General features: G+C 27.1%; 40 protein-coding genes. 17 read left to right on the top strand and 23 right to left on the bottom strand.

All coding sequences use genetic code 11. The features are described 5' to 3' along the window. The first annotated feature begins 46 nt into the window (after nt 1-46). Nucleotides 47-226, top strand: coding sequence for a hypothetical protein (locus HA149_RS05375; RefSeq protein ID WP_011818547.1), 180 nt, complete (start codon nt 47-49; stop codon nt 224-226). A gap of 4 nt (nt 227-230) precedes the next feature. Here HA149_RS05375 and HA149_RS05370 read toward each other — a convergent pair whose 3' ends face one another. Both HA149_RS05370 and HA149_RS05365 read right to left on the bottom strand, forming a co-directional pair. Then, the gene (locus HA149_RS05370) at nt 231-410 is read right to left on the bottom strand and encodes a hypothetical protein (RefSeq protein WP_011863071.1); all 180 of its coding nucleotides are present in this window, start codon (nt 408-410) and stop codon (nt 231-233) included. A gap of 138 nt (nt 411-548) precedes the next feature. Continuing rightward, nucleotides 549-833, bottom strand: a complete 285-nt coding sequence (locus HA149_RS05365) for a DUF1330 domain-containing protein (protein ID WP_209113705.1) — start codon at nt 831-833, stop codon at nt 549-551. Nucleotides 834-912: 79 nt separating this feature from the next. Between HA149_RS05365 and HA149_RS09655 the strand changes: the two genes are divergently transcribed. Continuing rightward, a complete protein-coding gene (locus HA149_RS09655; protein ID WP_348535635.1) occupies nt 913-1,092 on the top strand; it encodes a hypothetical protein in 180 nt (59 codons plus the stop codon). Nucleotides 1,093-1,293: 201 nt separating this feature from the next. Continuing rightward, a complete protein-coding gene (locus tag HA149_RS09650; protein WP_348535634.1) occupies nt 1,294-1,455 on the top strand; it encodes a PAP/fibrillin family protein in 162 nt (53 codons plus the stop codon). A gap of 9 nt (nt 1,456-1,464) precedes the next feature. Here HA149_RS09650 and HA149_RS05355 read toward each other — a convergent pair whose 3' ends face one another. Continuing rightward, entirely contained in the window at nt 1,465-1,758 is a 294-nt protein-coding gene (locus tag HA149_RS05355) for a hypothetical protein (RefSeq protein ID WP_025962451.1), read from the bottom strand. 374 nt (nt 1,759-2,132) lie between these two features. Here HA149_RS05355 and HA149_RS05350 point away from each other — a divergent pair, with 374 nt between their 5' ends. Continuing rightward, nucleotides 2,133-2,537: an MAPEG family protein gene (locus tag HA149_RS05350; protein WP_209113703.1), complete on the top strand. Its 405-nt coding sequence runs from the start codon at nt 2,133-2,135 to the stop codon at nt 2,535-2,537. A 5-nt stretch (nt 2,538-2,542) separates the two neighbouring features. Here the strand turns inward: HA149_RS05350 and HA149_RS05345 are convergent, their stop codons facing one another. Genes HA149_RS05345 through HA149_RS05330 form a run of 4 tightly spaced genes read right to left on the bottom strand, consistent with a single transcriptional unit; the run spans nt 2,543 to nt 4,384 of the window. After that, nucleotides 2,543-3,412 carry a restriction endonuclease gene (locus HA149_RS05345; RefSeq protein WP_209113701.1) on the bottom strand — a complete coding sequence of 290 codons (870 nt, stop codon included), beginning with the start codon at nt 3,410-3,412 and terminating at the stop codon, nt 2,543-2,545. A gap of 20 nt (nt 3,413-3,432) precedes the next feature. After that, nucleotides 3,433-3,684: a hypothetical protein gene (locus tag HA149_RS05340; protein WP_011818540.1), complete on the bottom strand. Its 252-nt coding sequence runs from the start codon at nt 3,682-3,684 to the stop codon at nt 3,433-3,435. 40 nt (nt 3,685-3,724) lie between these two features. Next, nucleotides 3,725-3,922, bottom strand: a complete 198-nt coding sequence (locus tag HA149_RS05335; RefSeq protein ID WP_209113699.1) for a hypothetical protein — start codon at nt 3,920-3,922, stop codon at nt 3,725-3,727. A gap of 42 nt (nt 3,923-3,964) precedes the next feature. Further along, the gene (locus tag HA149_RS05330) at nt 3,965-4,384 is read right to left on the bottom strand and encodes an acyl-CoA thioesterase (protein WP_209113697.1); all 420 of its coding nucleotides are present in this window, start codon (nt 4,382-4,384) and stop codon (nt 3,965-3,967) included. A 446-nt stretch (nt 4,385-4,830) separates the two neighbouring features. Between HA149_RS05330 and HA149_RS05325 the strand changes: the two genes are divergently transcribed. After that, a complete protein-coding gene (locus HA149_RS05325; RefSeq protein ID WP_209113695.1) occupies nt 4,831-5,070 on the top strand; it encodes a hypothetical protein in 240 nt (79 codons plus the stop codon). A 45-nt stretch (nt 5,071-5,115) separates the two neighbouring features. Then, a complete protein-coding gene (locus HA149_RS05320) occupies nt 5,116-5,280 on the top strand; it encodes a translation initiation factor IF-2 N-terminal domain-containing protein (protein ID WP_209113693.1) in 165 nt (54 codons plus the stop codon). Nucleotides 5,281-5,303: 23 nt separating this feature from the next. On the opposite strand, the gene HA149_RS05315 is transcribed toward HA149_RS05320, so the two are convergent. Next, on the bottom strand, nt 5,304-5,558 hold the full coding sequence (locus tag HA149_RS05315; RefSeq protein WP_209113691.1) for a DUF2470 domain-containing protein: 255 nt from the start codon (nt 5,556-5,558) through the stop codon (nt 5,304-5,306). An 18-nt stretch (nt 5,559-5,576) separates the two neighbouring features. Beyond that, complete coding sequence (dusB, locus tag HA149_RS05310; protein WP_209113689.1) at nt 5,577-6,584, bottom strand: tRNA dihydrouridine synthase DusB; 1,008 nt, start codon at nt 6,582-6,584, stop codon at nt 5,577-5,579. A gap of 171 nt (nt 6,585-6,755) precedes the next feature. Between dusB and HA149_RS05305 the strand changes: the two genes are divergently transcribed. Together HA149_RS05305 and HA149_RS05300 are read left to right on the top strand one after the other, a co-directional pair. Next, nucleotides 6,756-7,148 carry a hypothetical protein gene (locus HA149_RS05305; protein WP_209113687.1) on the top strand — a complete coding sequence of 131 codons (393 nt, stop codon included), beginning with the start codon at nt 6,756-6,758 and terminating at the stop codon, nt 7,146-7,148. Between the two features lie 47 nt (nt 7,149-7,195). Next, nucleotides 7,196-7,780, top strand: coding sequence for a cell surface protein (locus HA149_RS05300; protein WP_209113684.1), 585 nt, complete (start codon nt 7,196-7,198; stop codon nt 7,778-7,780). 142 nt (nt 7,781-7,922) lie between these two features. On the opposite strand, the gene HA149_RS05295 is transcribed toward HA149_RS05300, so the two are convergent. Further along, nucleotides 7,923-8,402, bottom strand: coding sequence for a glutathione peroxidase (locus tag HA149_RS05295; protein WP_075536671.1), 480 nt, complete (start codon nt 8,400-8,402; stop codon nt 7,923-7,925). A 145-nt stretch (nt 8,403-8,547) separates the two neighbouring features. On the opposite strand from HA149_RS05295, the gene HA149_RS05290 reads away from it, so the two are divergent. The 3 genes from HA149_RS05290 (at nt 8,548) to HA149_RS05280 (ending at nt 10,267) form a co-directional block, all read left to right on the top strand. Continuing rightward, nucleotides 8,548-8,790 carry a lectin subunit alpha gene (locus HA149_RS05290; RefSeq protein ID WP_209113682.1) on the top strand — a complete coding sequence of 81 codons (243 nt, stop codon included), beginning with the start codon at nt 8,548-8,550 and terminating at the stop codon, nt 8,788-8,790. 11 nt (nt 8,791-8,801) lie between these two features. Beyond that, on the top strand, nt 8,802-9,980 hold the full coding sequence (purT, locus tag HA149_RS05285; protein ID WP_209113680.1) for a formate-dependent phosphoribosylglycinamide formyltransferase: 1,179 nt from the start codon (nt 8,802-8,804) through the stop codon (nt 9,978-9,980). 86 nt (nt 9,981-10,066) lie between these two features. Beyond that, nucleotides 10,067-10,267, top strand: coding sequence for a hypothetical protein (locus tag HA149_RS05280; RefSeq protein ID WP_209113678.1), 201 nt, complete (start codon nt 10,067-10,069; stop codon nt 10,265-10,267). A 13-nt stretch (nt 10,268-10,280) separates the two neighbouring features. Here the strand turns inward: HA149_RS05280 and HA149_RS05275 are convergent, their stop codons facing one another. The 7 genes from HA149_RS05275 to HA149_RS05245 form a co-directional block, all read right to left on the bottom strand. Next, nucleotides 10,281-10,442 (bottom strand): photosystem II reaction centre N prot, encoded by a 162-nt coding sequence (locus HA149_RS05275; RefSeq protein ID WP_209043109.1) that lies wholly within the window; start codon nt 10,440-10,442, stop codon nt 10,281-10,283. A 389-nt stretch (nt 10,443-10,831) separates the two neighbouring features. Then, nucleotides 10,832-13,438 (bottom strand): aminopeptidase N, encoded by a 2,607-nt coding sequence (pepN, locus tag HA149_RS05270; RefSeq protein WP_209113676.1) that lies wholly within the window; start codon nt 13,436-13,438, stop codon nt 10,832-10,834. Nucleotides 13,439-13,488: 50 nt separating this feature from the next. Continuing rightward, on the bottom strand, nt 13,489-13,770 hold the full coding sequence (locus tag HA149_RS05265) for a hypothetical protein (protein WP_209113673.1): 282 nt from the start codon (nt 13,768-13,770) through the stop codon (nt 13,489-13,491). 155 nt (nt 13,771-13,925) lie between these two features. Next, nucleotides 13,926-14,642 (bottom strand): MBL fold metallo-hydrolase, encoded by a 717-nt coding sequence (locus tag HA149_RS05260; protein WP_209113671.1) that lies wholly within the window; start codon nt 14,640-14,642, stop codon nt 13,926-13,928. Between the two features lie 66 nt (nt 14,643-14,708). Continuing rightward, nucleotides 14,709-15,011: a hypothetical protein gene (locus HA149_RS05255; RefSeq protein ID WP_209113669.1), complete on the bottom strand. Its 303-nt coding sequence runs from the start codon at nt 15,009-15,011 to the stop codon at nt 14,709-14,711. A 45-nt stretch (nt 15,012-15,056) separates the two neighbouring features. Then, nucleotides 15,057-15,242 carry a hypothetical protein gene (locus HA149_RS05250; protein WP_011818521.1) on the bottom strand — a complete coding sequence of 62 codons (186 nt, stop codon included), beginning with the start codon at nt 15,240-15,242 and terminating at the stop codon, nt 15,057-15,059. 107 nt (nt 15,243-15,349) lie between these two features. After that, nucleotides 15,350-15,730 (bottom strand): DCC1-like thiol-disulfide oxidoreductase family protein, encoded by a 381-nt coding sequence (locus HA149_RS05245; RefSeq protein ID WP_209113667.1) that lies wholly within the window; start codon nt 15,728-15,730, stop codon nt 15,350-15,352. 201 nt (nt 15,731-15,931) lie between these two features. On the opposite strand from HA149_RS05245, the gene HA149_RS05240 reads away from it, so the two are divergent. After that, complete coding sequence (locus HA149_RS05240) at nt 15,932-16,069, top strand: hypothetical protein (RefSeq protein WP_002806597.1); 138 nt, start codon at nt 15,932-15,934, stop codon at nt 16,067-16,069. A 108-nt stretch (nt 16,070-16,177) separates the two neighbouring features. Next, nucleotides 16,178-16,447 (top strand): hypothetical protein, encoded by a 270-nt coding sequence (locus HA149_RS05235; protein ID WP_209113665.1) that lies wholly within the window; start codon nt 16,178-16,180, stop codon nt 16,445-16,447. 422 nt (nt 16,448-16,869) lie between these two features. Here HA149_RS05235 and HA149_RS05230 read toward each other — a convergent pair whose 3' ends face one another. The 4 genes from HA149_RS05230 to HA149_RS05215 all read right to left on the bottom strand — a co-directional run bounded on the left by HA149_RS05230 (nt 16,870) and on the right by HA149_RS05215 (nt 18,350). After that, nucleotides 16,870-17,187, bottom strand: a complete 318-nt coding sequence (locus HA149_RS05230; RefSeq protein ID WP_209113663.1) for a DUF3303 domain-containing protein — start codon at nt 17,185-17,187, stop codon at nt 16,870-16,872. 92 nt (nt 17,188-17,279) lie between these two features. After that, nucleotides 17,280-17,429, bottom strand: a complete 150-nt coding sequence (locus tag HA149_RS05225) for a hypothetical protein (RefSeq protein WP_167315823.1) — start codon at nt 17,427-17,429, stop codon at nt 17,280-17,282. A gap of 119 nt (nt 17,430-17,548) precedes the next feature. Then, nucleotides 17,549-17,872: a hypothetical protein gene (locus HA149_RS05220; RefSeq protein ID WP_209113661.1), complete on the bottom strand. Its 324-nt coding sequence runs from the start codon at nt 17,870-17,872 to the stop codon at nt 17,549-17,551. Between the two features lie 7 nt (nt 17,873-17,879). Next, nucleotides 17,880-18,350 (bottom strand): GNAT family N-acetyltransferase, encoded by a 471-nt coding sequence (locus HA149_RS05215; protein WP_209113658.1) that lies wholly within the window; start codon nt 18,348-18,350, stop codon nt 17,880-17,882. A gap of 20 nt (nt 18,351-18,370) precedes the next feature. On the opposite strand from HA149_RS05215, the gene HA149_RS05210 reads away from it, so the two are divergent. Beyond that, a complete protein-coding gene (locus tag HA149_RS05210) occupies nt 18,371-19,051 on the top strand; it encodes a peptidase E (RefSeq protein ID WP_209113656.1) in 681 nt (226 codons plus the stop codon). Nucleotides 19,052-19,073: 22 nt separating this feature from the next. Here the strand turns inward: HA149_RS05210 and HA149_RS05205 are convergent, their stop codons facing one another. Continuing rightward, nucleotides 19,074-19,478, bottom strand: a complete 405-nt coding sequence (locus tag HA149_RS05205) for a hypothetical protein (RefSeq protein WP_209113654.1) — start codon at nt 19,476-19,478, stop codon at nt 19,074-19,076. 168 nt (nt 19,479-19,646) lie between these two features. On the opposite strand from HA149_RS05205, the gene HA149_RS05200 reads away from it, so the two are divergent. The 3 genes from HA149_RS05200 to HA149_RS05190 are packed head-to-tail and all read left to right on the top strand — an operon-like array spanning nt 19,647 to nt 21,903. Beyond that, nucleotides 19,647-19,880 (top strand): hypothetical protein, encoded by a 234-nt coding sequence (locus HA149_RS05200; RefSeq protein WP_209113652.1) that lies wholly within the window; start codon nt 19,647-19,649, stop codon nt 19,878-19,880. A 32-nt stretch (nt 19,881-19,912) separates the two neighbouring features. Next, entirely contained in the window at nt 19,913-20,716 is an 804-nt protein-coding gene (locus HA149_RS05195) for a hypothetical protein (RefSeq protein WP_209113650.1), read from the top strand. A gap of 20 nt (nt 20,717-20,736) precedes the next feature. After that, a complete protein-coding gene (locus HA149_RS05190; protein WP_209113648.1) occupies nt 20,737-21,903 on the top strand; it encodes an NAD(P)-binding protein in 1,167 nt (388 codons plus the stop codon). Here HA149_RS05190 and HA149_RS05185 read toward each other — a convergent pair. Further along, nucleotides 21,892-22,488 carry a uridine kinase family protein gene (locus HA149_RS05185; protein ID WP_209113646.1) on the bottom strand — a complete coding sequence of 199 codons (597 nt, stop codon included), beginning with the start codon at nt 22,486-22,488 and terminating at the stop codon, nt 21,892-21,894. The genes HA149_RS05190 and HA149_RS05185 overlap by 12 nt on opposite strands. Nucleotides 22,489-22,635 lie beyond the last annotated feature (147 nt).

Here is a 22,635-nt window from a genome sequence, read left to right as displayed (position 1 = left end):
TTAAATAAGTTTTTACATGAGATAATCTGCATAAGTTATTTTTCTTATGAATAAAAAAGGTTATACAACCGAAAGCGGTGGTAGACAAAATGGTTTTGCAATTGAACCAGAAATTAACCCCATATCAGAAGGCGAATCAAAGAAATCCATATTTTTATTTATTGGAATATTATTACCTTTTCTAATAGGCGGTTTTTATTATTTAAGGACTCTGAATATATTCTGATATTTTATAAGCCATTTTTAGCAATATATTCTTCTGAGCTAACTATATCTTGCATTAAGCTCTCTGATGAAGGATTAAATCCATTTTGCTCTAAAAAAGATTTAACCTTTTCAAATTTTTGCTGAATTTTCTTTGTATATGGAGTTGTCATCAAATAATCATCTTTTTCTGTTGAATAGTTCATTTGATTAACGGATTAATTTTACAATTAAATTTTGCAAAATATACTATTGCTAGTGAAGTTATAAATATTACATAAATAATTTAATAGTAATAAATACTTATAAGTTGTTTGTGTGAGGTCGATATTGGTTGATTTTTTTTAAAGAGTACTTATAGTAACTAGTTCAATTAAATCTCTGGACTGCAGATATTTTTGAAATACTTCAGAATAAAATGCTTTTTTAGCAGCAAATTTTGATTCGAATTCAATTACTAATCCAAGCTGCCCTCCATCCCATTCATTTGAGGTTGATTCTTGTATTAAATCTCTTTTTACTATTACTCCTCCCACAGATTTAATCCAAGGCAATACTGTCCTTATATATTCCAGAAATAAATCAGCATTTGGAATTGAAATTTTCTTAAGCCAATAGCTCTTTGTCATCAAATCAACATATTCTGGGTAGAATATAGCACATGGAGGTAAGTATTTATCCTTAGCTATATACTCCAGCGTTTATTAAATGGAAACCGAAAATGATTTATTAAATTTACTTCTTAATTCTCAAAATTCAGAGAGTATACGTTATGTTGCCGAACAACTTGAAATTGATCATAATTTTTCCTTTAGCAAAGATAGAAATGATTTGCAGGGTGTTTGGGAGCTAAGGTGGAGTAGTTCTAATAGTCCTTTTTTAAAATAGTCTCCTTTTATTGATAACCTTCAAATTCTTGATCCCTTAAATTTAAATGGTCTTAATTTACTTAAACCTAGAGGAATAAAATCAATTATTGGTACTGGCATTTTAATAAGACTTAATTACATAAATGAAAAAAAAATTGGGGTCAAATTTACACATGCTGGTGTTATAGGTCCTAAATTTGGAAAAAAAAATATAAAGGCTATGAAAGAAATAAATTATGAACAATTAGGGTGGTTAGAGATAACTTATTTAAGCAATAAGCTTAGAATCTGTAGAGGTGATAAAGGAACTTTATTTGTTTTAAGAAAAATAAATTCACCAACTTTATTCAAGAATTTCAAGGAATTTATTAAAATCTATTAAAAATAGAAATTAATTCTTTATCCAAATAGACTTTAATACGAAATAAATTGGTAAATATTTAAATGATTCTTTAGGTATTTCATAACTTAAGAATTTAAGTGCTTCTTCTAACCAGTAACCAATATCAAATCCTAAAAGAATTTTTTCTACAACAAACCAAAATTCTTTATCAAATATAATTCTGAAGTTTAAGTAAACATATTCCCAATGAAAGGTATTCCAATATTGGGTTAAAAATGAGGATAAAATAAGCCATAGTGATATAAAAAGAAAACTTTTAAGAAATTTATAAAATTTTTTCATATACCAGCAACTTTCTTATTTAATTTCAAATATCCCTTATTATTATTGGGATCAAATATTATTTCCATTAAATATATTCAAAAAGATATAAAAATATTGAGAAAATAGTAAATTTTCGTGGCATTAATAATCTATTCTTCTTTTTTTAGATTCTGTGCCTTTAGATTTTTATTCTTAAGAAAAAATCCTAAAAACAGAAAAGCAGAATATATTAGTAAACTTATGCCAAAAATTAAAACTATCTTTGAAATATCCATAAATGATTTTTTTTATAAATTACAGCATTTTTTGCAAAGTTTTATCTATGGTAATGATTTTTCACTAATCACGATAACGAGCTTCAATTATTAAGCTAATAATATTATTTAAATCATATGCAAGTAGCTTTTGCCTGGAGCCTTTGTCTATCAGTTGGTGTTGTATTATTATCAATTATTCCATTAACTATAGGGAGAATTAAAGCGGGATATTCTGTTGAAAATATGTCTGCTCCAAGGGCTTTATTCGATGAATTACCTTCTTTTGGAAAAAGAGCAGTTTGGTGTCATCAAAATTGTTGGGAAAGTATTTCCCTACATGCACCAGGATGTCTTCTTTGTTTGATTAGTTTAACTGACTCTAATATTGCAATAATTGCAGCATTGATTCATCCTATTTTTCGTTTTTTATATATTGGTGCATATATATTTAATATCCCCACAGCTAGAGGTTTAATGTGGGCCTCAGGAATTTTTACAACACTTTTGCTTTACAAAGAGGGCTTAACTCGATTGATATAAACTTTTTAAACAATAAACTTTTCTAAATCTTTTAATTGATATTCATTGATTAGTTCCACTTTATTTGATTTTGCTAGTTGGTGAGCAGACTTTGTGAAGCCAGATTTTGAGACTATTATTGCATGTGTACCTTTCCAAAATAATTTACCAGCTGAAATTTCCTGAACTGCTTTATTTCCAATGGCTTTTTCATGATCTTTGCATTGTATACATATTCTCAAATCATTTATTGACGCAATTAAGTCAACCCCTTGATCTCCTGTAATAGGGGTTTCTTTTACTTCCCAGCCATTTTGTTTGAGAATTTCCATACAATGATTTTCAAATCTAATACCTTTTTTGTAGTTTCCATTTTTTTTACTTGAGTAGTTTTTTTCTATTAGGTTTAAGCATGATTTCTCAATTTGACTTGCTATGAAAACAAACCAATCTTCAGTCTCGAGCTTTCTAATAGATCCAATTATCTCATCATCAATAGTAGGATTTTCATTACAATAGGATCTCCACTTTTCGAAAAATAATTCAGTATTTCCAAATTCTTTTAAAATTACTTTTTCATAGAAGTATGGTATACCCACTTTAAATCGCTTAGATCCATTAAATATATTTTTCTCAATGGCTTTTTCATCAAGAGGTGGATTGCCAATCCATTTTTTATAATCCTCGTTACCGTAAGCATCTATTTCCCTTAATCTGATCCTCTCCTCTAATAAATTGTATTTGTTCTCGTCAATTAATTTATTAATTGTTTGAATAAAGAAATTGGAATTTAAGGCATTATTTAATTTTAACTTTTTCTTCTTAATTTGATAATCTCTTACAATTATAAAAATTAAAAAAATGATAAAAATAATTAAAATAAAAAAATTTTTCATTAAAGATTTTTATTTTCTATCTAAAAAGTTTTTGTTTTTCTAATAACAAAATTATTTTTTGTTATTACTGAAGATTCATTTACTTCAAACCCATTAATTGCTGATATTTCTCCTTTTATGCCTTCTAATGTTAATTGCTCGATAATTCCTTTTATTACTTCATCCTCGACCAATTTTCTATCAATTCTTTCAGGTGTAATATCTGTAAGCCATTTTGAGGTCTTTTTTTTTACAACCTCTGTAGGGTTAGTTATTTTTAAGTAGATAGCCATTTTTTTAGTCATTCAGTTGAATTATAAGCATTAAATCTTCTTAACTTTGATTATTGTCATTACTTTCCCACTCAAGAAATTGAAAAACGAAAATTGCAAAGATAGAGAAAAATACTATAAACAACCCTAACCATCCTATAAATTTGTGCTCTGTAAAAAGATTTGTAAGCATTGATTTTTCTTGATATCTTGATTCCATTTCATATTGATAAGAATCAATAACTTGAAATATATTCATAATTAATAATTTAATAAATCTTTCAATTAAAAGATAATAATTTCAACCGTTTAATTTAATAAATGCTTCCGATAGGAAATCTGGTCTTTTTCTTATTATAGAAAAATTTCGTTTATTTATTAAGACTAAATTGACTTCAGCAATCGTTAAGATTTCTTTTCTATTATTAAGAAATTTTGAAATTACATTAATCCGTGGACTTTTTTCAATATTGAATTCGCTTTCTATTGTTATTTTTTCACCAAGTAATAAAGGTGATTTATATTTTATTGAAGTATTGATTAAAGGTAAATCATAGCCTTTTTTAATAAGTTCAAAATAACTTGTACCTACTTCTAAAAGTGCATTTATTCGACTTTCTTCAAGCCAATTAAAATAAGTGCCGTGCCACATTACTCCTGCATGGTCGGCATGTTGAGGTAAAACAATTTTTTCTATTTTCCAAACTGGTTTTGAGTTCATTTTTTATTTAAAAATTATTTTTATTCAATGAAAAAAAATTATTTTGATATTCTAGATTAATATTGTTTATTAATAACATAAGAATCACTAAAACTTAAATTATAAATTTATGTTTAATCGTAATACTAGAAGTAGAAAAATGAAGAAGATTTTTCAATGGGAAGAATATTTAAATTGGAAAAATATGTCAAAAGAACAGAAATTAAATTTCAAGAGGGCATGTTTATTCCCATTTCTCGTATATATAGTTTATGTTTTTCTTAATCAGTATTCCTTAGCAATTCTTTTATTATTAGGCCTTTATTTTTTAATTAGATTCAAAAATAGAAATAAGTTGGGAAGATGAATACTTTTTACTTTGATTTATTTAGAATTGTTTTAAAAAAGTGCATTTTTTCTAAATAACTTTATTGGCATATGACAATAGTATTAGATAAATTTTTTTTATGAAAAAAATTATTTTGTTTTTATGTGTATTAGTTTTTTCAATATTTTCTAATACGAATAATTTATTAGCAAAAGAAATTGGAAATAACATTAAAGATAATATTTCTAATGAACTTGAAGAGATTAAGCCTGATAAAAATAAAAAAAATAATATTTCTAATTCTTCTGCAGAAGATATATTTGGAGATGAACAAACCTTTCCATTTGTTGCAGGTTTAGGAAAAAATGCAGCCCATTGATTTCAAAGTTCCTGATAATTTAGATAGAGATTTTTTTTCATAAAAATGAAAGGTCTTAGGGTCCTAGAGCTTTCTGAAGCAATTAATGTTGATATCTCTGATTTATTAGCTGTTTGTGCGATTCTAAAAATAAAAGCCACATCTAGATTAAGCATGCTTTCATTTGAAGAATGTAAAAAGATAACTGATTACTATGAAAATAAAAATTAGATTTTTTTATATAAATTATTTTATTATTTAATCTCTTTAATCATTGATACTAAGGTTGAATGAATTTCTTCTTCAGATATTTTATTTTTAAAGTTGATAATTGCTGACTGGCCATCGTAATTGATTTTTAAATAACTATTATTAATTTCTTCCATATAAGCATTCTCAAAGCTTGATATCTTTCCATAATGAATAAGATATTTGTGAACTGAATCTATGTGATCATTGTTCATATGATCACAAACTCTTTTACTTGTCTCTTTACTAATTATTTTCATTAAAAGAATTGATTTGTTTTACGCTAATGTATTTTTTTCATTATTTATAGTTTTAATCATTTTATTTATTAATTTTTTAACTTCATTTTTATCTACAGCTCTAACTAAGTTATTTCTCAAATTTGATGCTCCTTTAAAGTCTTTACATGTCCATGAGATATGTTTCCTGGCAATAAGCAAGCCGTGATCTCCTTTTTCTTTTATTAATTCATCAAGATGCTCAATAATTAAATATAGTTTTTCTTCAGTGGTTGGTTCTTTAAAGTTTTTATTTTTTCTAATGGCATAATCTATTTCTCCTATTTTCCATGGTGATCCTAAAATCCCTCGTCCAATCATTACACCATCAGCATTTGTTTTTTTTAAACAATTAAGAGCGTCATCTGGATTTTTGATATCTCCGTTAGCAATTACTGGGATTTCTAACAACTTTTTAAGTCTCCCGATCATTTCCCAATCTGACTTGCCTGAAAAACCCTGCTTTCTAGTTCTTCCATGAAGTGTGATCATTGTTGCTCCCGTATCCTGAAGCTTTAATAGGAAATCCTCTATATTTTCTTCTTTACTATCCCATCCGAGTCGTGTTTTTACAGTAACTGGAATTTTGACAGCTTTTACGACATTTTCGACTAATTCCATAGCAAGTTTTCGGTCTTTAATTAAGGCACTGCCTCCACCTTTCTTGGCAATTTTTTTTACTGGACATCCCATATTTATATCAATTAAGAAAGCTCCAGAGTCCTCAGCTTGTTTCGCGGCTTCAGAAACAGCATATGGCCTATTATCAAATATTTGTACTCCAATTGGACCTTCTTCTAAATCTATTTGATTGATTTTTTGTGTTCCAAATCCTTTTTTAAGACTTGTGGCATTTATCATTTCTGTAAAAAGTAAAGAGTTTGGAGCCCATTTACGTACAAGTCGCCTAAAAATTTTATCTGTAACTCCTGCTAAAGGTGATAGCATGACCTTACTCGTAATTATCCTGTTAACTCCCCTTCCTCTTAGTTTTATATTTGAAGACATATAATTTTTAATTTATTTAACCTTTCTTTATTATAAATTCAGATATGGAGTTGATTTTATGTTTTCTATTTATTTCTTAATTTATAAGAAGTGCTTTTACTTAAAAAGCCTAATTGATTACTTTTTTTGCTAGTTTAGATTGAGTCTAAATTTAAAAAGGGAAATTTTTTCTTGTTTATATTAATATCTTTTTTTCTTCCAATAATTATTTTTATTGCACCAATAAATGTAAAAGCTATACAAGGTAATCTAGATTTATCTAGTGCTCAAACTTCTGTAGGCAAAAGATTTGCTAAGGTTTTTTGTGAGGCTAAGATGGAAGGATTAGATTCTGATTTTGCTAGTGAATATGCTTTGAATAATACATATTTAAAATTTGTAGCATTTCCAGACGATGACGAATATTTGGATAATTTATGGAATTTCACCCACAATAATATATTAGATAATTGTGGTGAATTTGTAGATATAAATGATCTAAATGACCTAGAGATATTTTTTAAAGAAGAAGGTTTAATTGCATCAAATAGGGAACTCTATTTACCAACTTTTGAGAATAAATAGATTAAATTTTTAGCATGTACTAAAATATAAATAGAATATGAAATTTTATGAAACTATTAGGTTTAAATTCACCTGAAATATTCATAATTTTAGTAATTTTGCTTTCAATTTTAGGTCCAAAAAGAATTGAAAAAGGTTTATTATTATTAAAAAATTTATTAAAATTCCTCTTAAGTAAAGATGAAGATCAAACCTTAGCAAGTTCAAAATTAAAATCAGAGGAACCAGAAGCAAGTGAAATTAAAGAACAAATAGTAGAGGTAGAAGCAAAATCAGAGGAACCAGAAGCAAGTGAAATTAAAGAACAAATAGTAGAGGCAGAAGCAAAATCAGAGGAACCAGAAGCAAGTGAAATTAAAGAACAAATAGTAGAGGTAGAAGCAAAATCAGAGGAATCAGAAGCAAGTGAAATTAAAGAACAAATAGTAGAGGTAGAAGCAAAATCAGAGGAATCAGAAGCAAGTGAAGTTAAAGAAGAAACAATAGAGCCAGAGGTAAAATCAGAGGAACCAGAAGCAAGTGAAGTTAAAGAAGAAACAATAGAGCCAGAGGTAAAATCAATAAAATCTAAAAAGAGAACTGTTAAAGATGAAATAATAGACGTAGAAGTTGATTCTGATAATAATAAATAAGATTTTAAATTTAATTAGGGAAATCTATAAAAAGGCTTGAATCCTAAAAATAGGATATTTTCTAGAATAATTTGGTTATTTTTTTAATTTAATATATAGGGTCTTTATTTTTAATATTTTTATTTGAATTATAAGAAGATTGTTATGAATCTAAAGCTACTTCTATAGCTGCTATTAAGTTTTCGTCAAACGGTTTAACACCTGGTTTGAATCTTGCAATTACTTTACTATCTTTTCCTATCAGAAACTTCTCGAAATTCCATTCAACATCTCCTTCAGGTTCAACTTTGTTAAGGGTTGTGTATGGTTCTGTGGTGTTGCCTTTGGCATGAACTTTTTCGTAGATTTCAAACTTAACTCCATATTTTGTTGTGCAAAAATCTTTTATTTCTGAAAGAGAGTCGGGTTCTTGTTTTCCGAAATCATTACAAGGGAATGCAAGTATTCTTAATCCTTTGCTTGAATATAAATCATGTAGCTTTTGAAGATCCTCATACTGAGCAGTATTTCCGCAATAACTAGCTACATTAACAACTAAGATTACTTCCCCTGAATATTCACCTAGTTTTATGGATGATCCGTCTGCTGAAAGAACAGTAGTATTTTGTACGTCAACTTGCATGTCTAAAAAAAATCACCCTTTGAAGATAACATTGTATATACTTTATTGTGTTTAATTTATATGATGGTTTTGGTTATTTCTTTTATAAGTTTTAATTTTTCATTTATTTAATCCTTTATAATTAATATTATTAATTAGTTTAAATTTGGACCCTTTAGACCCACTCACTGAAATTATTAATTCCGGTCAAGGTTTTTCACCTGCAATTGCTTTAGAAAGAATTATTTGGGCAATGATTGGATTCTTTTTTTTAGGAGCAATCTCAAGATCAATAACTAATAGCATACGAAGTCAAAATTGGTTTGGTAGAAATTTTTTATTTAGTTATTCTAAAGATAAAAAAATTACAGATGATACATCTTCACAACCTTCTGGTGATGAAGAATAAGTCTTATATATATGAAAGAATCAATTTTTTGTAAAAAGAGAATTTTATTGCTTGGTAGTGGCGAGCTTGGAAAAGAATTAGTAATAGAATCCAAAAGATTAGGATTAGAAGTTATTGCAATTGATCGATATGAAAAAGCACCTGCAATGCAAGTTGCTGATTTTTCTAAAGTAATTGATATGGGAGACAAAAATATTTTAAAAAATGTTATAAAAGAATTTAAGCCTGACTATGTTGTCCCAGAAATAGAGGCACTTTCAATTGAGGCCTTAAAAGAACTAGAGGTTGAAGGATTCAATATTGTTCCCAACGCCAGAACTGTAGAAATTACAATGAATAGAGATAAAATTAGAGACTTAGCTTCAAGAGATTTAAAAATAAAAACTGCAAAGTTTGATTATATTTTTGAATTTGATGATTTAGAAAAAAAAGCAGATGAAATTGGATTCCCACTTTTACTTAAGCCTTTAATGAGCTCTTCAGGAAAGGGTCAGAGTTTTGTTGAAACAAAAAATGATTTACAAAATGCTTGGAAACAAGCACAAGCAAATTCAAGAGGGAAGGTTAATGGTGTAATTATTGAAGAATTTATTAATTTTGATTTTGAATTTACTCTTCTAACTGTAAGAAAAGAAAATGGTGAAAATATTTTTTGTTTACCTATTGGACATCTTCAATCTAATGGAGACTATCAATGTAGTTGGCAACCTATAGAGATCAACGAGTCCTTAATTATTGAAGCTAAGAGAATGACAAGTAGAATATTAAATAACCTTAATGGAGCTGGATTATATGGAGTAGAGTTTTTTATAAAAGGAAGTGAGATTATATTTTCAGAATTATCTCCCAGACCACACGACACTGGTATGGTTACATTAGTTAGTCAAAATATTAATGAATTTGAATTACATTTAAGGGCTTTTTTAAATTTACCAATACCGCATATAGATTTAATAGAACCCTCTGCATCCAGAGTTATACTTTCTAACCAAGAGTATCTAAATCCTATTTATGAGGGTCTTAATGAAGCATTAGAATTTGAAAAGACTAAAGTGCTCATATTTGGCAAACCAGTTTCTAGAAAAGGTAGAAGAATGGGTGTTGTTCTCTCCTCAAATTCTGACATTAATTTGGCTAGAAAAAATGCAGATGAAGCTGCTCGTAAAATAAAAGTCAGTAATAAATATTAAATAAAAATAACGAAAAAAATACTTATTTCCTTTGTTTTTGTTCTATGTCTCTCAGGGTATTATTTGATTATGTTCTCTATTTCACAATGATAGAAAATTATAAAGGTTGGGATATAACTCTAAATTGGGGTAATAAAGATTATCTCGAGAGGGATACTACTAAAAGTAATTTTTTTAATCAAAAGGAAAAATGGATTGGTGTTCACTTAAATGGTGAAAAAATCTATGGTTCTTCTCTAAAAGAAATTAGGCATATTATTGATTATCCTAGTTTGCATGCAAAGTAGGTTAATAGATTTTTTAATTATCCTGATTATTTTCATTATCTTCAATTAGTTCATTAGCAAGTTTTCTTAAATCTCCCTTAATGGAGACCCATGTAAAAGCTACTATAAAAATTGAAGCAGATATTGCAACAGTGATTTTTTCGATAGGGGACATTCCAAGTGCAATAGCAAACATTTCAAACCAAATACTAATCTTTTATTATATTGAATTTTTTTAAATAGTTAGAATCAAATTCTTTTTTGCAATGATATTTAATTATTCAAAATATAATAAATAATATTTAAATTATTTATTGTTTCTGATTTCAATTTTATTCAGTAAGATTAAATTATGGAAAAAAAAAAGTGCCCTCAATGTAAAAATTTAATTTTAAAAACTTCCCCAACATGTTTATATTGTGGCAGACCTAATAAATTTATAACTAAGGAATACGTAAACAAAAAGTGGAATAAAGATAATAAAAATGTATTTGATTATATTTTTATTAATAAGTATCTTGTATTTATTTTATTTTTAATATTTACTATAGTTATTATTATATTTAGTTAAATATTATTAATTAATCACTCTATTATTGCATCTAATACTTCTTTAGTATTTGTTGATAGTTTATTATTTTTAATCTGCTTTATTGTTTCTATCATATTACTTTTGTAAGGTTCTGAATAGTAATTGTATCTACTAAATACTTTCACAAAACGTGAAATTACGATTGGATTTAATTTATCAAAGTTAATTATCTTTTTTGCAATATATTTATAACCTGAACCATCAGTTGCATGAAAAGTACTATTTCTTGTTACGAAAGTATTTAATATAGCTCTTAAAGTGTTTGGTGATTTTGAGTCAAAAAACTTATTTTCAAATAATTTTTCAATGCTGTTTGTTGTTTTATCAATTTCTATAGATGCGTTGAATGAGAACCAACTATCCAAAACGACACTATTATTTTTCCATTTATTGAAGAATATATTTGAAATAATTTTTCTTTCAGGACAATCAACCCTACTGAAAGAATTCAATGCAGCTTTTGCTAGCGTCATAGAATTACTATCGACATAATTAATTATTTTGCATTTAATTTCCGCATCATCACTGTGCAAGAGTAGTTTCCAAATAGTTTCTATTAGTTTTCTTTCATTTTTACCTTCTGGCCAAACTTTATCTAGATTTTTCTCTATTTCTTGGAGCTTAAAATATAATTCTTCTTTTAATTTGGTACCGAATAAATGATTTAATTCGTCAATAGTTTTATATATTTTTAAAGGGTCTATATTTTCCATCTCTGATTCAATTTCAGCAAACGTCGGAATGCTTAGTAATTCTGATAAAAGAGATAAATTAATATCTTTATTGTTTATGAATGATATTAAGGTACTTATTAATTTATTTTCAATTTTATGATCTGGTTTTTTATCTAATCTGCATAAAATGATTTTTTTATAAAATACTTTTACAGTATTAGATAGTGTAAAAAAATCTTTTTCATATTTTAAGATTAAAAAATTTTCATCCAAAGTAGTGTCTGATTCCCACTCTACTGGTGAAGAGAATTCGCGAAAATAAGTTACTAAAGGGATTTGGAGGTGAGATCTTACATTCCTAAAAATAAATTTTTGTTTTTTTGTTTTTAAAACAACTGTTTTTTCTATTATTTTATTTTCACCGCAAAATATAGCCAGATTTATAGGAATTATTAGAGGTAAATCATTATATGGGTTCTTCTTTATTGAATTACTTTGAGAGGCTTGAATGGTAAGTTTTTCGTCTGTTTTATCCCAGATTCTCTTGAATTTAAGTTTTGGTGTGCCATTTTGCTTGTACCAGAATTTAAATTCATTAGGATCGATTTCTTTATTATGCTCTAAAATTTTATCGACAAATTGGTCTATTGTTGCAGCCTTTCCATCATATGTTGAGATGTAATTACTAAATCCTTTATAGAAATCTTCATCTTTTACAAGCTTATTAAGCATCCTAATTATTTCTGCCCCCTTTTCGTATATCGTGGTCGTATAGAAATTGTCTATTTCTTGATATTTTTCTGGCATTACAGGATGAGATGTTGGACCTGAATCCTCTCTAAATTGATTTCTTCTTAGAAATTTTGCGTCCTCAAGCCTCTTGATTTCATGATTATGAAGGTCTGAAGTGAATTGTTGATCTCTGAATACTGTTAAACCCTCTTTTAGAGATAATTGAAACCAATCCCTACAAGTTACTCTATTACCTGTCCAATTATGGAAGTATTCATGTGCAATCACCCCTTCTATTCTCTCTAATTCTTCATCAGTTGTTGTTTCAGAATTAGCGAGTATTAGTTTTGAGTTGAAAATATTGAGACTTTTATTTTCCATGGCTCCCATATTAAAGTGCCTTACTGCAACTATATTGAACAATGACAAATCGTATTCAAGGTTATATTTATCCTCGTCCCATCTCATGGATTTCTTTAAGGAACTTATTGCATGTTGAACATATTTTTCATCGCCATATTCAACATAAATATTTATTTTTACTTTTTTATTCGATTTTGTTATGAAATTGTCTTTTACACAATTAAGTTTCCCTGCTACTAATGCAAATAGATATGAGGGTTTCGGGTATGGATCTTCCCAAATTATTTCATGTCGGTTATTTGTAAGATTATTTTCTTTTACGACGTTACCATTTGAAAGTAAGACAGGATAATCATTCTTATCTGCCTCAATTCTAACGGTGTATTTGCTAAGAATATCTGGCCTATCAGAGTGAAAACTTATCCTTCTAAATCCCTCTGCCTCGCATTGCGTAGTTATAATTCCATTGCTTTCATACATTCCTAAAAGGGATGTATTTTCCTTCGGTTTAATTATTCCTTCTATTTTTAGTAAAAAATTATCTTTATTTATATTTTTAATTTTTAATTTATTTTTTTGCTGTTTGTAGTATTTCTCTTCTAGTAGTAAGTCATCTATAAATATTTTATTTATTAATATATCCGTACCATCAAGAATAAGATTTCTGGTATTCTTATTTTTTTTCACCAATTTTAGTTTTGTCGTAACATTAACAGCCTTTTTCTTAATTACGAAGTTCAAAAAAATCTCTGGAATTTCATAATCAAAAACTTTGTAATCTTCAAGTTTTACATATCTTGAAATACTTTTTTGGTTTTTTGGTTTGTTCATCTTTACAAAGAAGTTAAGAAGTTAATTAATCTATAAAAATTATTTTGAAATTATAAGTTTGAGCTATTGTTTTCTGCTTCACAAAAATGTGTTTTAATTTCCCCAGAAGGAAGTAGCTCGTATAAAGAAGGATTATCAGTATCTGCCGATCCATCCTTATTAAATTGGTACCTCCAGTCCCATTTTTTATCTGTAAAGGAAACATAATCTTTTTTTAAAGAGTATGGAAGCATAAGCTTTTTTTTATTCCAATTAATATTTATAAATGCTCCTGGCCTTAACTCAGATATCTTTTCTACTATGGAAAAGTCACCATTAATATTATTTCTCATAACAAGATTAAGCTTTGAATTTTCACATAAATAGCTACTATTTAAAGCTAATAAGAGTATTGAGGTAAAAAAAAATGAATGAATTTTTTGAACTCCTTTTATGATAGATTTAGTTTCAAGTTAAATGACTAAATAAAAGATCTTTTTGGATCATTTTAAATCATAATAGATTGCATACTCTTTAGATCTACAAGATTACAATTTAATTCCTCTTCATAATCCTGAACTGAAATAAATTTATTTAAAAAGCCTGAATATTTTGCATCACCGCCCACGGTACTTGAAAGTATATATTTTGGATTGAATTTGTTAATCAATTTAGGTATTACATCAGCACCTTTTACAAAAGAACCAACTAGAGGTAATTCTAAATTTTTCGTAGGAGTAATAACTGCATCAAGATTTTGTTTGTTTAAATTTTCATCAAGATATCCATGGGGCTCTATATAAAACCCATTCTCTTGATCGTCTTTGATAATATATCCGTTTTCTATTTGTGGTACTGGAGCCCCAGCAGAAGCTTCAAAACTTAAATTAAATTGAGTAGTCTTTTCAGTTGGCTTAAGCATTTTAATTGAACTAAAACCAATTTTTTCTAATGTTTCAACAGCACTTTTAGGGCAAATTATAGGAATATCCTTTCTGAACATTTCTAATGTTGGAACATGACAGTGGTCAGGTAATCCTTGGGTTAATAAAATAATATCTATTTTTTTATCTATTGAGATTTCTTCTTCTAATGATCCTTTAAAAAACCACTCCCCTGGAGGAAATATTAAATCTCCTTTGAGCCAAGGATCAATAATTAAATTGGTTTTTATAAATTTTATAAGCCAACCATTTGAACCAAGGTAGGTCGCTTCAAAAGTCATTATCAATTAATTGTTTTACTAGACTATAGGGTAATTTTGGCTTTATCGAGAAGATACTAATCTAGATTAGTTTGCTTCATTTAAGATTTGAAATGACTTTCTTTTTAGATTAAATATTAAAACTTGTTTATCTTTATAACTAATTTTAAATTTTTCTTTTTCTAGCATTTTTATTGGTACTAGAGCTAGTCCTCCTGTGCCTGAAAATATGATTGGCATGGTGATATTTTTAGTCCCATTCATTTTTTGTAAGTCAATAGCTTGAGAAATTATTTTTCTGGCCTTGTCGAATCCGTAGTCTTCTATTAATTCAGGCCATAAAAAGTTTACTGATTCATATTTCGAAAACTCAATTTGTACTGTTTTCATTAAAAAATTATATATATGTAGTGATTAATTAATAACGATATAAACTTAATTACTATTTTTAAACCTATCCATGACTAGTTGCAACATATCTACTACATCACCATCAGTTAAATTTAAATCCTTCTTTAAATCATTGCAAGTTAAATTCATTTCAAGTGCCGCTTCAGCCATATGATTAACTTTTTGGTTATCACCGCCTAATGAAATAAAGGGATTAAAATTTTCTATCATTTAATACTAGTTGTTACCACCTAGTTCTAGCTAAGAAATAAAAAATTATCATTTATTGATACAGAAGCTTATAAATATGTTATTTAATATTTAGAAAGTTTTTATTTTTAAACGAGAGCTATTGATATACCTTTTGATATTAATGCTAATCTTCTGGCTCTAACTAGTAAAGGAAATATCAAATTTGTTCTTTTATTTGATTTAAACACTCTAGAAAGTAACAAAAGTAAACTACTGGAGGGATTATTTATCTGCTTGCAAATAGTATTAATTGCATCTGCCCCATGAAAGATATCTTCATCCTTTAGGAGAATAGCTCCTTTATCAAGGTCATAACCTTTGTCTAAGAGGGATTTAATTAGAGTTAAATTTTTACGGCCATCAAGAATTTTAATATTAGTTATCTTGCTTTTGATTTCTAAGAGCTCAGCAAAATGATTGCAGAATGGGCATTCTCCATCATAAATAAAGGTATAGTTGAAAGTCATTAGAAAAAAACAGTTTTAGTGGCCTTAAAGTGCGCCAACAAAATAGTAATACATCGATAATAAAACAAATAATAAAAATTTTGTGGATTTCTAATAAAGGGATAGATAAAAGAATCTAATAATTACGAAGAAATGTCTCAATATAGGTATATTTTTCATAAAAATCTGTATGCTTACTCGGAGATATTATGTTTTAAAATCATGAATTTATTAGCTTCTTTTGCTTTAGGTGGTTTCAATCCATGGGCAGCAGGCTTTGGAATTGGTTCTTTAGTCCTTTTTGGTCTTGTTGGTCTTGTGGCGGGTCCAAACCTAAAGAATTTTGACCCTGATGCATAAACCATCAAATTAAATATAGATTTTTAAAAGACTCATTTGAGTCTTTTTTTATGCGGTTTTTAAAATTTATTTTTAGAATCAATTTAAATTCTATATTTTGATAAGGAAATGTTGTTAAATCCTTTTTATCCATTTACTTTTTTGAAAATCTCTTCTCTTAAAGCCACGATTGTTTTTTTATCAATACTTTTAATTAAATCAAATTTGCTTAGATTAAAAGGGGGACTAATAGGTGGACTTTTTGCATTGATACTCATATCTGGGATTCTTGCCTCTAGTACCATAACTATAGGATCTTTAGTTTATGCTTATCGATTAAAGAAGAAATCTAATTCTGATGATGATCAAATGCAGGATCTAGAGACTGTTAATGTTTAAGATATTTTGGGAATTAAATCCAATTGGATAACCTAAAAAGGAGTTCCAGGCACAAAATGCAAGACCAAAAATCCAAAACCGGCAGCAAAAACTATTGATACTGCGATGATAAGAAGGCCCGATGCCATCCCCCCTTCATTAAACGCCATTTAGCTAGTTATTTTTAAATTAATAATAGAACATATTTGTTCTTAGGTAATAGTTCTAATTACTCATATATCATCCAAATTTATTATTAATGGTGAATAAAAGTAAAAAGATGGATGTTAATGAGATGATAAAACCAAATATTATTAATGGTTTAGATTTGACGTTTTCTTCTTTCTTAAGCTTACTTTTTGGAGAAGAAAAATTTCTATCTTTTTTTTTATAAATAAGATTGGAAAAAGGATTAATCACGATAAATTTTAGATTTAAGCTAATTACCCTAAAGTTTCGAACAGATTTTTATGGTAATCAACAACATTTTGACAACTTATTACAGGTGTAAATTCCATATGTATGCCAAATTTGGCTCTCCATGGAGCAAAATGCTCAAAAATTTCTTTATCACTCTGTGCCTTACATAAACAAACTACTCTACCCTCTCCTGGAGCATGAACTCTAAATAACATCTCAAATTTGTCTGTTTTATCTGATTTTGCAATTTCACCGTTTTCCCAAGCTTCTACAAATAATTGATAAGCTTTAACTTGATTCTCAATATCTGGGAATTGGCAGTCAGCAAGAAATAATTGCATTTTAGTATTATTAAGGTTTAACTTATTATCCCTCAAATACTTATTTATTAATGGGACTGTTTGAATTTGAAGATCAGAATAAGAATATTATTTTAAATAAAGTGAGAAGAGAGAGTCTCAAGGAATTTCCCAATATCTTTTTTATATAAACTATCTGTGATTTTTAAAGAGAATAATTCATAATCATTTATATCTTTTTTTTTATCAAAATTAATATTTCCCTTTAATGAAATATTTTTCATGATTTTATTGATCACTATTTAAAATTTAAACAAATTTAAGTAAAAGACAAATTTCTTTACATTATGTTTTTTATGAGAGAAATTTCTAAGGCTAATAGATAATAATTAATTTATTTAATTTAAGAGTTAATTAATTTTCCTAGGATATATAAAAAAGAATTAGTTAAAGAAAAAATTACAGTTAATAGAGATGCAATAACGGGTAATAAATTGAACCACAATTGCGAAGTTGTCATTTTTGAATCAATAGGCAGAAAATTGGTTCTTTTTTTAATTCTTATTTGTAACCAAAAAATAGATAATGGATAAATAATTCGTGAGAAAGTAATTATCATTGAAGGCAAAATACCTTGGTTTGAATAAAGTATAAATCCCGAAAAAAAGTATAACGCCCAAACTAGAACCCTTTGAATCAGAATTAATCCCTTGCTTTTGCCAGACATTTATTAATTAATTAGTTTTTATAATTTTAGTCATTTTATATCTTTCAAAAAAAATGTTATTTATAATAACTTTTTCTTTACGTATAAGTTTCCATTCATTTTTAAGAAATAATTCATAACTTATTAAGCTCGCTTCAGTATAAAGAGAATCTAAACCTTCTTTCTTAGCTTCATCTTCTAATTTATAAAGTAACTTAGAGCCGCAACCTTTTCTTTGGAATTTACCTTTACAGTAAAATAACGCAATTCTATCGGTGGGATATCTTATAGCAAAAGCAATAATAATTCCTTGTTTACTTATAAGCCAACCTTTTCCTTTAATTATTGATTTATCAAAATTTGGGTTATCCCAGGCTTGGCTTGACCAGGCTCTTTTTTGTTCTTGACTATAAATTTTTTCATCTAAAGATTGAATTGAATCAAAATAAACCTTCTTTAATTCCAGTTGATCTTTAATGGTAATTTGTCTTAAATTCATATACAAATCTTTTATTTAATATGCCTAGTAAAAATATAGTCGCAATTGGGGGAGGTGGGTTTGGACGTTCATTAGGCTCTCTTGAAATTGAAAAATATATAGTTTCTTTAAGTAATAAAAAAAGATCTAAAATTTGCTTTATTCCAACAGCATCTGGCGATAGTAGTTTGTACAAACTAAATTTTTATAGAGCGTTTTCTAAACTTGATTGTATAACAAGCCATATTGATTTCTTCTCTAGAACAGAAAACTTAGAAGAGAAAGTTTTAACTCAAGACATCATTTATGTTGGCGGAGGAAATACAAAAAGTATGTTAGCTGTTTGGAAAGAATGGAATTTACATAAAATTTTGCGAAATGCTTATGAAAAAGGAATTGTAATGAGTGGTGTAAGTGCTGGGGCTATTTGTTGGTTTGATAAAGGAATAACTGATTCTTATGCTAAACAATTAGCCATAATTGATTGCTTAGGCATAGTTGAAGGTATTGCCTGCCCGCATTTCGATGAAGAGAAAGAGAGGGAACCTTACGTTAATGATATTATTCAGAGGAAAATTATTGAATCTTGTATATGTATTGAGGGCAATTGCGCCTTGCATATAAAAAATGATTTTGATTATTCCTCAATTGATTTTGGTAATGGTAGAAACTGTTTTAGAGTCACTAGGGAAAATAATATTATAAAGAAAGAAATTCTTTGAAAAAAATTTTTTTTATTATTTTTTAGATTTCATCATTTTTCGAGATAGAAGTAAATTCAATCCCTTTGTATTTCACGAAAGATGCAGTCCATACTTCTTTTGAGAGATTGCCAAGGTATTTTAGAAACTGATGTGTATCTCCGTCTCTTATCCATTCAGATTTAATGAAAGGAAGCTCTTTCTGCATTCTTTTAGGATGCATATGAACCAGGAGCAAACCTTTTTCTTCAGAAGCCCTTTTTAAAGCCCCTTCATCACTTCTTTGAAACACTCTCATTAGAAGATTTAAAATTACCTCTTCTCCAAGTTTCTTGAAATTTTCTGTTTCCTCTAAATTATCTTTAATTTCTTTACCTCCAAGAGGCATTGCTCTAACTAAGTTTTGCTCTATTAAAGCTATTGCTATTAGATAATCCTGGCTAGCCATATTCTAAAATAATACTTTTTTGATATTCTAACCTCTCGAGTTCATGAAAATCTTTCATAGATTAAATATCTACGATAAGAAGAAAGGAAATAATTTATTTATTATTTCCTATACAATTGATTCATTGTTTTTTATTTATATTAATAAGTAAAATTTAAGTTATTTGTTATGAGGTTTTTTTTGTTCCTATTTTTAGGGATTTTTGCAGGTCTTTATTTATCATGGCCAGGTTTATTAATACCAGAAAATTGGAAATGTTTTAATGAAATTATTGCAAAATCTGCAGAAGATAAAATTTCTTTTAAAGCGGCATTGGAGATTTCCCCCAGTTATTTGCTAAAGGGTAAGAATAAAAAAACGTCTTCAAAAATAAGAATCGTAGCAGATGCGTGTTTTCGTTAATATGTTACCGGATGAAATTTTAATACAAAATAATGAACAATAATATAAGATTTGAATTGTCATTTAAAAATATTTCTCATTTAGAAAATAAACTTAATTTCTGCAAGTTAAATAATATAAAAAATATCAATATTCCATGCAAAGGACTGATAAAGAAGGATTTATTTAATTCAACTATTAAATATATATCTAAACAATATAATGAATTTAATGTGACCTATCACTATAGCCTTTATCATCAATATTCAAAAAGTAAAGAAAAATCATATCAGGTTTTTTTAGATTTTGTTAAAAATGCGCACATTAATAGAAATTATGAAATTCTACTTGTGTCGGGATCAAATAAGAAAGAAAACTTTGACTCAGTTGATGTATTAGCTTATTTAAAAAAAGAAAAAAATTTAAAAGTTAAATTAGGTATAGCTTACAATCCATACTTGAAAAAATATTATAATGTTTCTTCAGAAAGAGAAAGGTTCGAAAGAAAAATTTCGACTGGATTAATAAATTCAATTTGGCTTCAATATGGCACAGATATTAAAGTTCTTCAGAATGAGGTGAATTATCTCAAGAAGATAGCAAAAGATCAAAAATTGAATTTATTTGGAAGTTTATTTATTCCTTCTAAACAATTTATAGCGCGGTTTAAATTTCGTCCTTGGAAAGAGGTATACATATCAGAAAAGTGTTTATATGGCTTAGATAATTTTTTTGATTTCACAAGTGATTTAGTTAGTTTTTATAAAAATCATAATATTACTCCTTTAATTGAATCTGATTTTTCAACATCAGAAAAACTTGATTCTGTTTATAGTTTTTTAGAAAATGAAAGATAATTTCTGTCAATATTAAACCTATGAAAAGTGATTTTACCTATGACTTATTAATAATAGGTGGCGGTATTTCTGCGTGTGTTTTCGCTTCTAAGTATCTGAAAAATAATATTACAAAAAAAGTTGCATTAATTGAAATTGGTCGTGGACTTGGAGGGAGATCAAGTACAAGAATAAGCAAAAGATATAAAGGATGGGAACTAAACCATGGTTCTCCAAATTTTAATATTTCTAACAGTAAAAATAATCTTCTATTAAAAAATTATATTGATGAATTATTGGAAAATAAATGTATAAAAATTGACGATTCAGAAATATTTTTTTTAAATGAAAATTCTAATTTAGAATCCACAAAAAAATCTGAATTTTCTTGCGGAGTTAATTATCTATCTTTAGATTCCATGAGTGAATTATCGAATAAGATTATTGAGTCAAATAATTTAAAAGGTAAAATTGATTTTTTCTTTGAAACTTTAATAGTTGATTTGAAGTTTAATGATCAGGAATGGGTACTAACATCAAAAAATGGTGACAAATTCAAGTCTAAATATCTTATTTGTTCAACTAATTTGTTGCTACATAAAAGATCATTGAAAATATTAAACATAAATCAAATTCCCTTAAGAAAAGCTATTCCTATAAATTATGATAAAAAAATAGATTTACTATTAAATTTTTTAGAAGAACAAACATTTATTCCTAGGTTAACTTTTTTAATTTATACAAAAGCAAATTATAGTTATAAAGATTTTTATTCTAAAAAACAAAGGTATTTTTATTTAAACAATAATTTAGAAAAAAAATATCGATTTGAAAGAATTATTTTTCAGCTTCAAGATAATAACAAATTAGGAATTGTAGTACATTCAAAAAATATAGAGTTAATTAATTCTTATCTAAATGCAAAAGATGAAGAGGTTTTTAAACAAAAAATAATTACAAATTTCAATAAACTGTTTGAAGATAATTCTGTAGTAAATAAATTAACTTTTGATGAAAAAATATCTATTATGAAATGGAGAGCTTCACAGCCTTCTGGCATTGCAATCCCATTATCTTTACAACTTAGTAGAAAATATAGAATTGGATTTTGCGGAGACTGGTTTAAAGGAGAGGGATTTGGCAGAATTGAAGGCTCAATTTTAAGCGCTTTATTATTAGAGAAAAAAATTAAAGAATTAATTAAATAATTTTTTCAGAATGTGATCTAGATCAGTGTTTTTTTTAATAATGAATTTATTTGTATTGTTTTTTATTCTATTAGGCTTGAATTTTTCGTAATAAATGTCCCAAGATTTTAAGAAATCATTTTCAGCTTGTTTTTTATCCTTCCCCCTTTCTTTTATATCTCTTTGTACAACTCTTTTCATGCACTCATTTTTTTTAGTTTTTATTTCTAAAAAATAATAATCTTTATTATTTAAAGTGTTTGAGAATTCTTTAGCAAAAATACCTTCAACTATTAAAACACTAATATTATTTGTTTCTTTTAAGATCTTTTGAATTGTTTTCTTTTCGAAATCATAATAGCGATCATAAATTGCAATTCCATTCTTATAAATAAAATCAAAATCTTTTTTGAATAGTTTGTTATTAAAACTAATACTTCTATCAAAAAAACCTTCTATAAATTTTGATAGTAATTTACTTATTAACCCTGTCTTATAGTAATTGTCGGTACTTAAAACAATACCATTTTTAATTTTTTTTATTATTTGATTTGATAAAGTTGTTTTACCGCTCCCAGAAGGTCCACTTATAAATATAAGCTTCATTTTTATGATCTGTTCTTTAATAAGATTTTAACTTTACTATTAATAAATACCTTTAAATTTTGAATATACATTTTATCTTTTTTTTAGTTTTTAAAATAATTTAGAATACCTTGCAATGGCTCGAAAGCTTGCATAAATATTAAATGT

This window comes from Prochlorococcus marinus XMU1406, assembly GCF_017696055.1.
Classification (GTDB): Bacteria; Cyanobacteriota; Cyanobacteriia; order PCC-6307; family Cyanobiaceae; genus Prochlorococcus_A; species Prochlorococcus_A marinus_W.
The sequence above is the reverse complement of the archived record's forward strand: the minus strand, read 5'-3'. Positions and strand labels throughout refer to the sequence as shown.

What these genes read in the sequence shown, in the direction of transcription:
- HA149_RS05375 (WP_011818547.1), top strand. Translation starts at nt 47, where the DNA reads ATGAATAAAAAAGGTTATACAACCGAAAGCGGTGGTAGACAAAATGGT.
- HA149_RS05370 (WP_011863071.1), bottom strand. Translation starts at nt 410, where the DNA reads ATGAACTATTCAACAGAAAAAGATGATTATTTGATGACAACTCCATAT.
- HA149_RS05365 (WP_209113705.1), bottom strand. Translation starts at nt 833, where the DNA reads ATGACAAAGAGCTATTGGCTTAAGAAAATTTCAATTCCAAATGCTGAT.
- HA149_RS09655 (WP_348535635.1), top strand. Translation starts at nt 913, where the DNA reads ATGGAAACCGAAAATGATTTATTAAATTTACTTCTTAATTCTCAAAAT.
- HA149_RS09650 (WP_348535634.1), top strand. Translation starts at nt 1,294, where the DNA reads ATGAAAGAAATAAATTATGAACAATTAGGGTGGTTAGAGATAACTTAT.
- HA149_RS05355 (WP_025962451.1), bottom strand. Translation starts at nt 1,758, where the DNA reads ATGAAAAAATTTTATAAATTTCTTAAAAGTTTTCTTTTTATATCACTA.
- HA149_RS05350 (WP_209113703.1), top strand. Translation starts at nt 2,133, where the DNA reads ATGCAAGTAGCTTTTGCCTGGAGCCTTTGTCTATCAGTTGGTGTTGTA.
- HA149_RS05345 (WP_209113701.1), bottom strand. Translation starts at nt 3,412, where the DNA reads ATGAAAAATTTTTTTATTTTAATTATTTTTATCATTTTTTTAATTTTT.
- HA149_RS05340 (WP_011818540.1), bottom strand. Translation starts at nt 3,684, where the DNA reads ATGGCTATCTACTTAAAAATAACTAACCCTACAGAGGTTGTAAAAAAA.
- HA149_RS05335 (WP_209113699.1), bottom strand. Translation starts at nt 3,922, where the DNA reads ATGAATATATTTCAAGTTATTGATTCTTATCAATATGAAATGGAATCA.
- HA149_RS05330 (WP_209113697.1), bottom strand. Translation starts at nt 4,384, where the DNA reads ATGAACTCAAAACCAGTTTGGAAAATAGAAAAAATTGTTTTACCTCAA.
- HA149_RS05325 (WP_209113695.1), top strand. Translation starts at nt 4,831, where the DNA reads ATGAAAAAAATTATTTTGTTTTTATGTGTATTAGTTTTTTCAATATTT.
- HA149_RS05320 (WP_209113693.1), top strand. Translation starts at nt 5,116, where the DNA reads ATGAAAGGTCTTAGGGTCCTAGAGCTTTCTGAAGCAATTAATGTTGAT.
- HA149_RS05315 (WP_209113691.1), bottom strand. Translation starts at nt 5,558, where the DNA reads ATGAAAATAATTAGTAAAGAGACAAGTAAAAGAGTTTGTGATCATATG.
- dusB (WP_209113689.1), bottom strand. Translation starts at nt 6,584, where the DNA reads ATGTCTTCAAATATAAAACTAAGAGGAAGGGGAGTTAACAGGATAATT.
- HA149_RS05300 (WP_209113684.1), top strand. Translation starts at nt 7,196, where the DNA reads ATGAAACTATTAGGTTTAAATTCACCTGAAATATTCATAATTTTAGTA.
- HA149_RS05295 (WP_075536671.1), bottom strand. Translation starts at nt 8,402, where the DNA reads ATGCAAGTTGACGTACAAAATACTACTGTTCTTTCAGCAGACGGATCA.
- purT (WP_209113680.1), top strand. Translation starts at nt 8,802, where the DNA reads ATGAAAGAATCAATTTTTTGTAAAAAGAGAATTTTATTGCTTGGTAGT.
- HA149_RS05280 (WP_209113678.1), top strand. Translation starts at nt 10,067, where the DNA reads ATGATAGAAAATTATAAAGGTTGGGATATAACTCTAAATTGGGGTAAT.
- HA149_RS05275 (WP_209043109.1), bottom strand. Translation starts at nt 10,442, where the DNA reads ATGTTTGCTATTGCACTTGGAATGTCCCCTATCGAAAAAATCACTGTT.
- pepN (WP_209113676.1), bottom strand. Translation starts at nt 13,438, where the DNA reads ATGAACAAACCAAAAAACCAAAAAAGTATTTCAAGATATGTAAAACTT.
- HA149_RS05265 (WP_209113673.1), bottom strand. Translation starts at nt 13,770, where the DNA reads ATGAGAAATAATATTAATGGTGACTTTTCCATAGTAGAAAAGATATCT.
- HA149_RS05260 (WP_209113671.1), bottom strand. Translation starts at nt 14,642, where the DNA reads ATGACTTTTGAAGCGACCTACCTTGGTTCAAATGGTTGGCTTATAAAA.
- HA149_RS05255 (WP_209113669.1), bottom strand. Translation starts at nt 15,011, where the DNA reads ATGAAAACAGTACAAATTGAGTTTTCGAAATATGAATCAGTAAACTTT.
- HA149_RS05250 (WP_011818521.1), bottom strand. Translation starts at nt 15,242, where the DNA reads ATGATAGAAAATTTTAATCCCTTTATTTCATTAGGCGGTGATAACCAA.
- HA149_RS05245 (WP_209113667.1), bottom strand. Translation starts at nt 15,730, where the DNA reads ATGACTTTCAACTATACCTTTATTTATGATGGAGAATGCCCATTCTGC.
- HA149_RS05240 (WP_002806597.1), top strand. Translation starts at nt 15,932, where the DNA reads ATGAATTTATTAGCTTCTTTTGCTTTAGGTGGTTTCAATCCATGGGCA.
- HA149_RS05235 (WP_209113665.1), top strand. Translation starts at nt 16,178, where the DNA reads ATGTTGTTAAATCCTTTTTATCCATTTACTTTTTTGAAAATCTCTTCT.
- HA149_RS05230 (WP_209113663.1), bottom strand. Translation starts at nt 17,187, where the DNA reads ATGCAATTATTTCTTGCTGACTGCCAATTCCCAGATATTGAGAATCAA.
- HA149_RS05225 (WP_167315823.1), bottom strand. Translation starts at nt 17,429, where the DNA reads ATGAAAAATATTTCATTAAAGGGAAATATTAATTTTGATAAAAAAAAA.
- HA149_RS05220 (WP_209113661.1), bottom strand. Translation starts at nt 17,872, where the DNA reads ATGTCTGGCAAAAGCAAGGGATTAATTCTGATTCAAAGGGTTCTAGTT.
- HA149_RS05215 (WP_209113658.1), bottom strand. Translation starts at nt 18,350, where the DNA reads ATGAATTTAAGACAAATTACCATTAAAGATCAACTGGAATTAAAGAAG.
- HA149_RS05210 (WP_209113656.1), top strand. Translation starts at nt 18,371, where the DNA reads ATGCCTAGTAAAAATATAGTCGCAATTGGGGGAGGTGGGTTTGGACGT.
- HA149_RS05205 (WP_209113654.1), bottom strand. Translation starts at nt 19,478, where the DNA reads ATGGCTAGCCAGGATTATCTAATAGCAATAGCTTTAATAGAGCAAAAC.
- HA149_RS05200 (WP_209113652.1), top strand. Translation starts at nt 19,647, where the DNA reads ATGAGGTTTTTTTTGTTCCTATTTTTAGGGATTTTTGCAGGTCTTTAT.
- HA149_RS05195 (WP_209113650.1), top strand. Translation starts at nt 19,913, where the DNA reads ATGAACAATAATATAAGATTTGAATTGTCATTTAAAAATATTTCTCAT.
- HA149_RS05190 (WP_209113648.1), top strand. Translation starts at nt 20,737, where the DNA reads ATGAAAAGTGATTTTACCTATGACTTATTAATAATAGGTGGCGGTATT.
- HA149_RS05185 (WP_209113646.1), bottom strand. Translation starts at nt 22,488, where the DNA reads ATGAAGCTTATATTTATAAGTGGACCTTCTGGGAGCGGTAAAACAACT.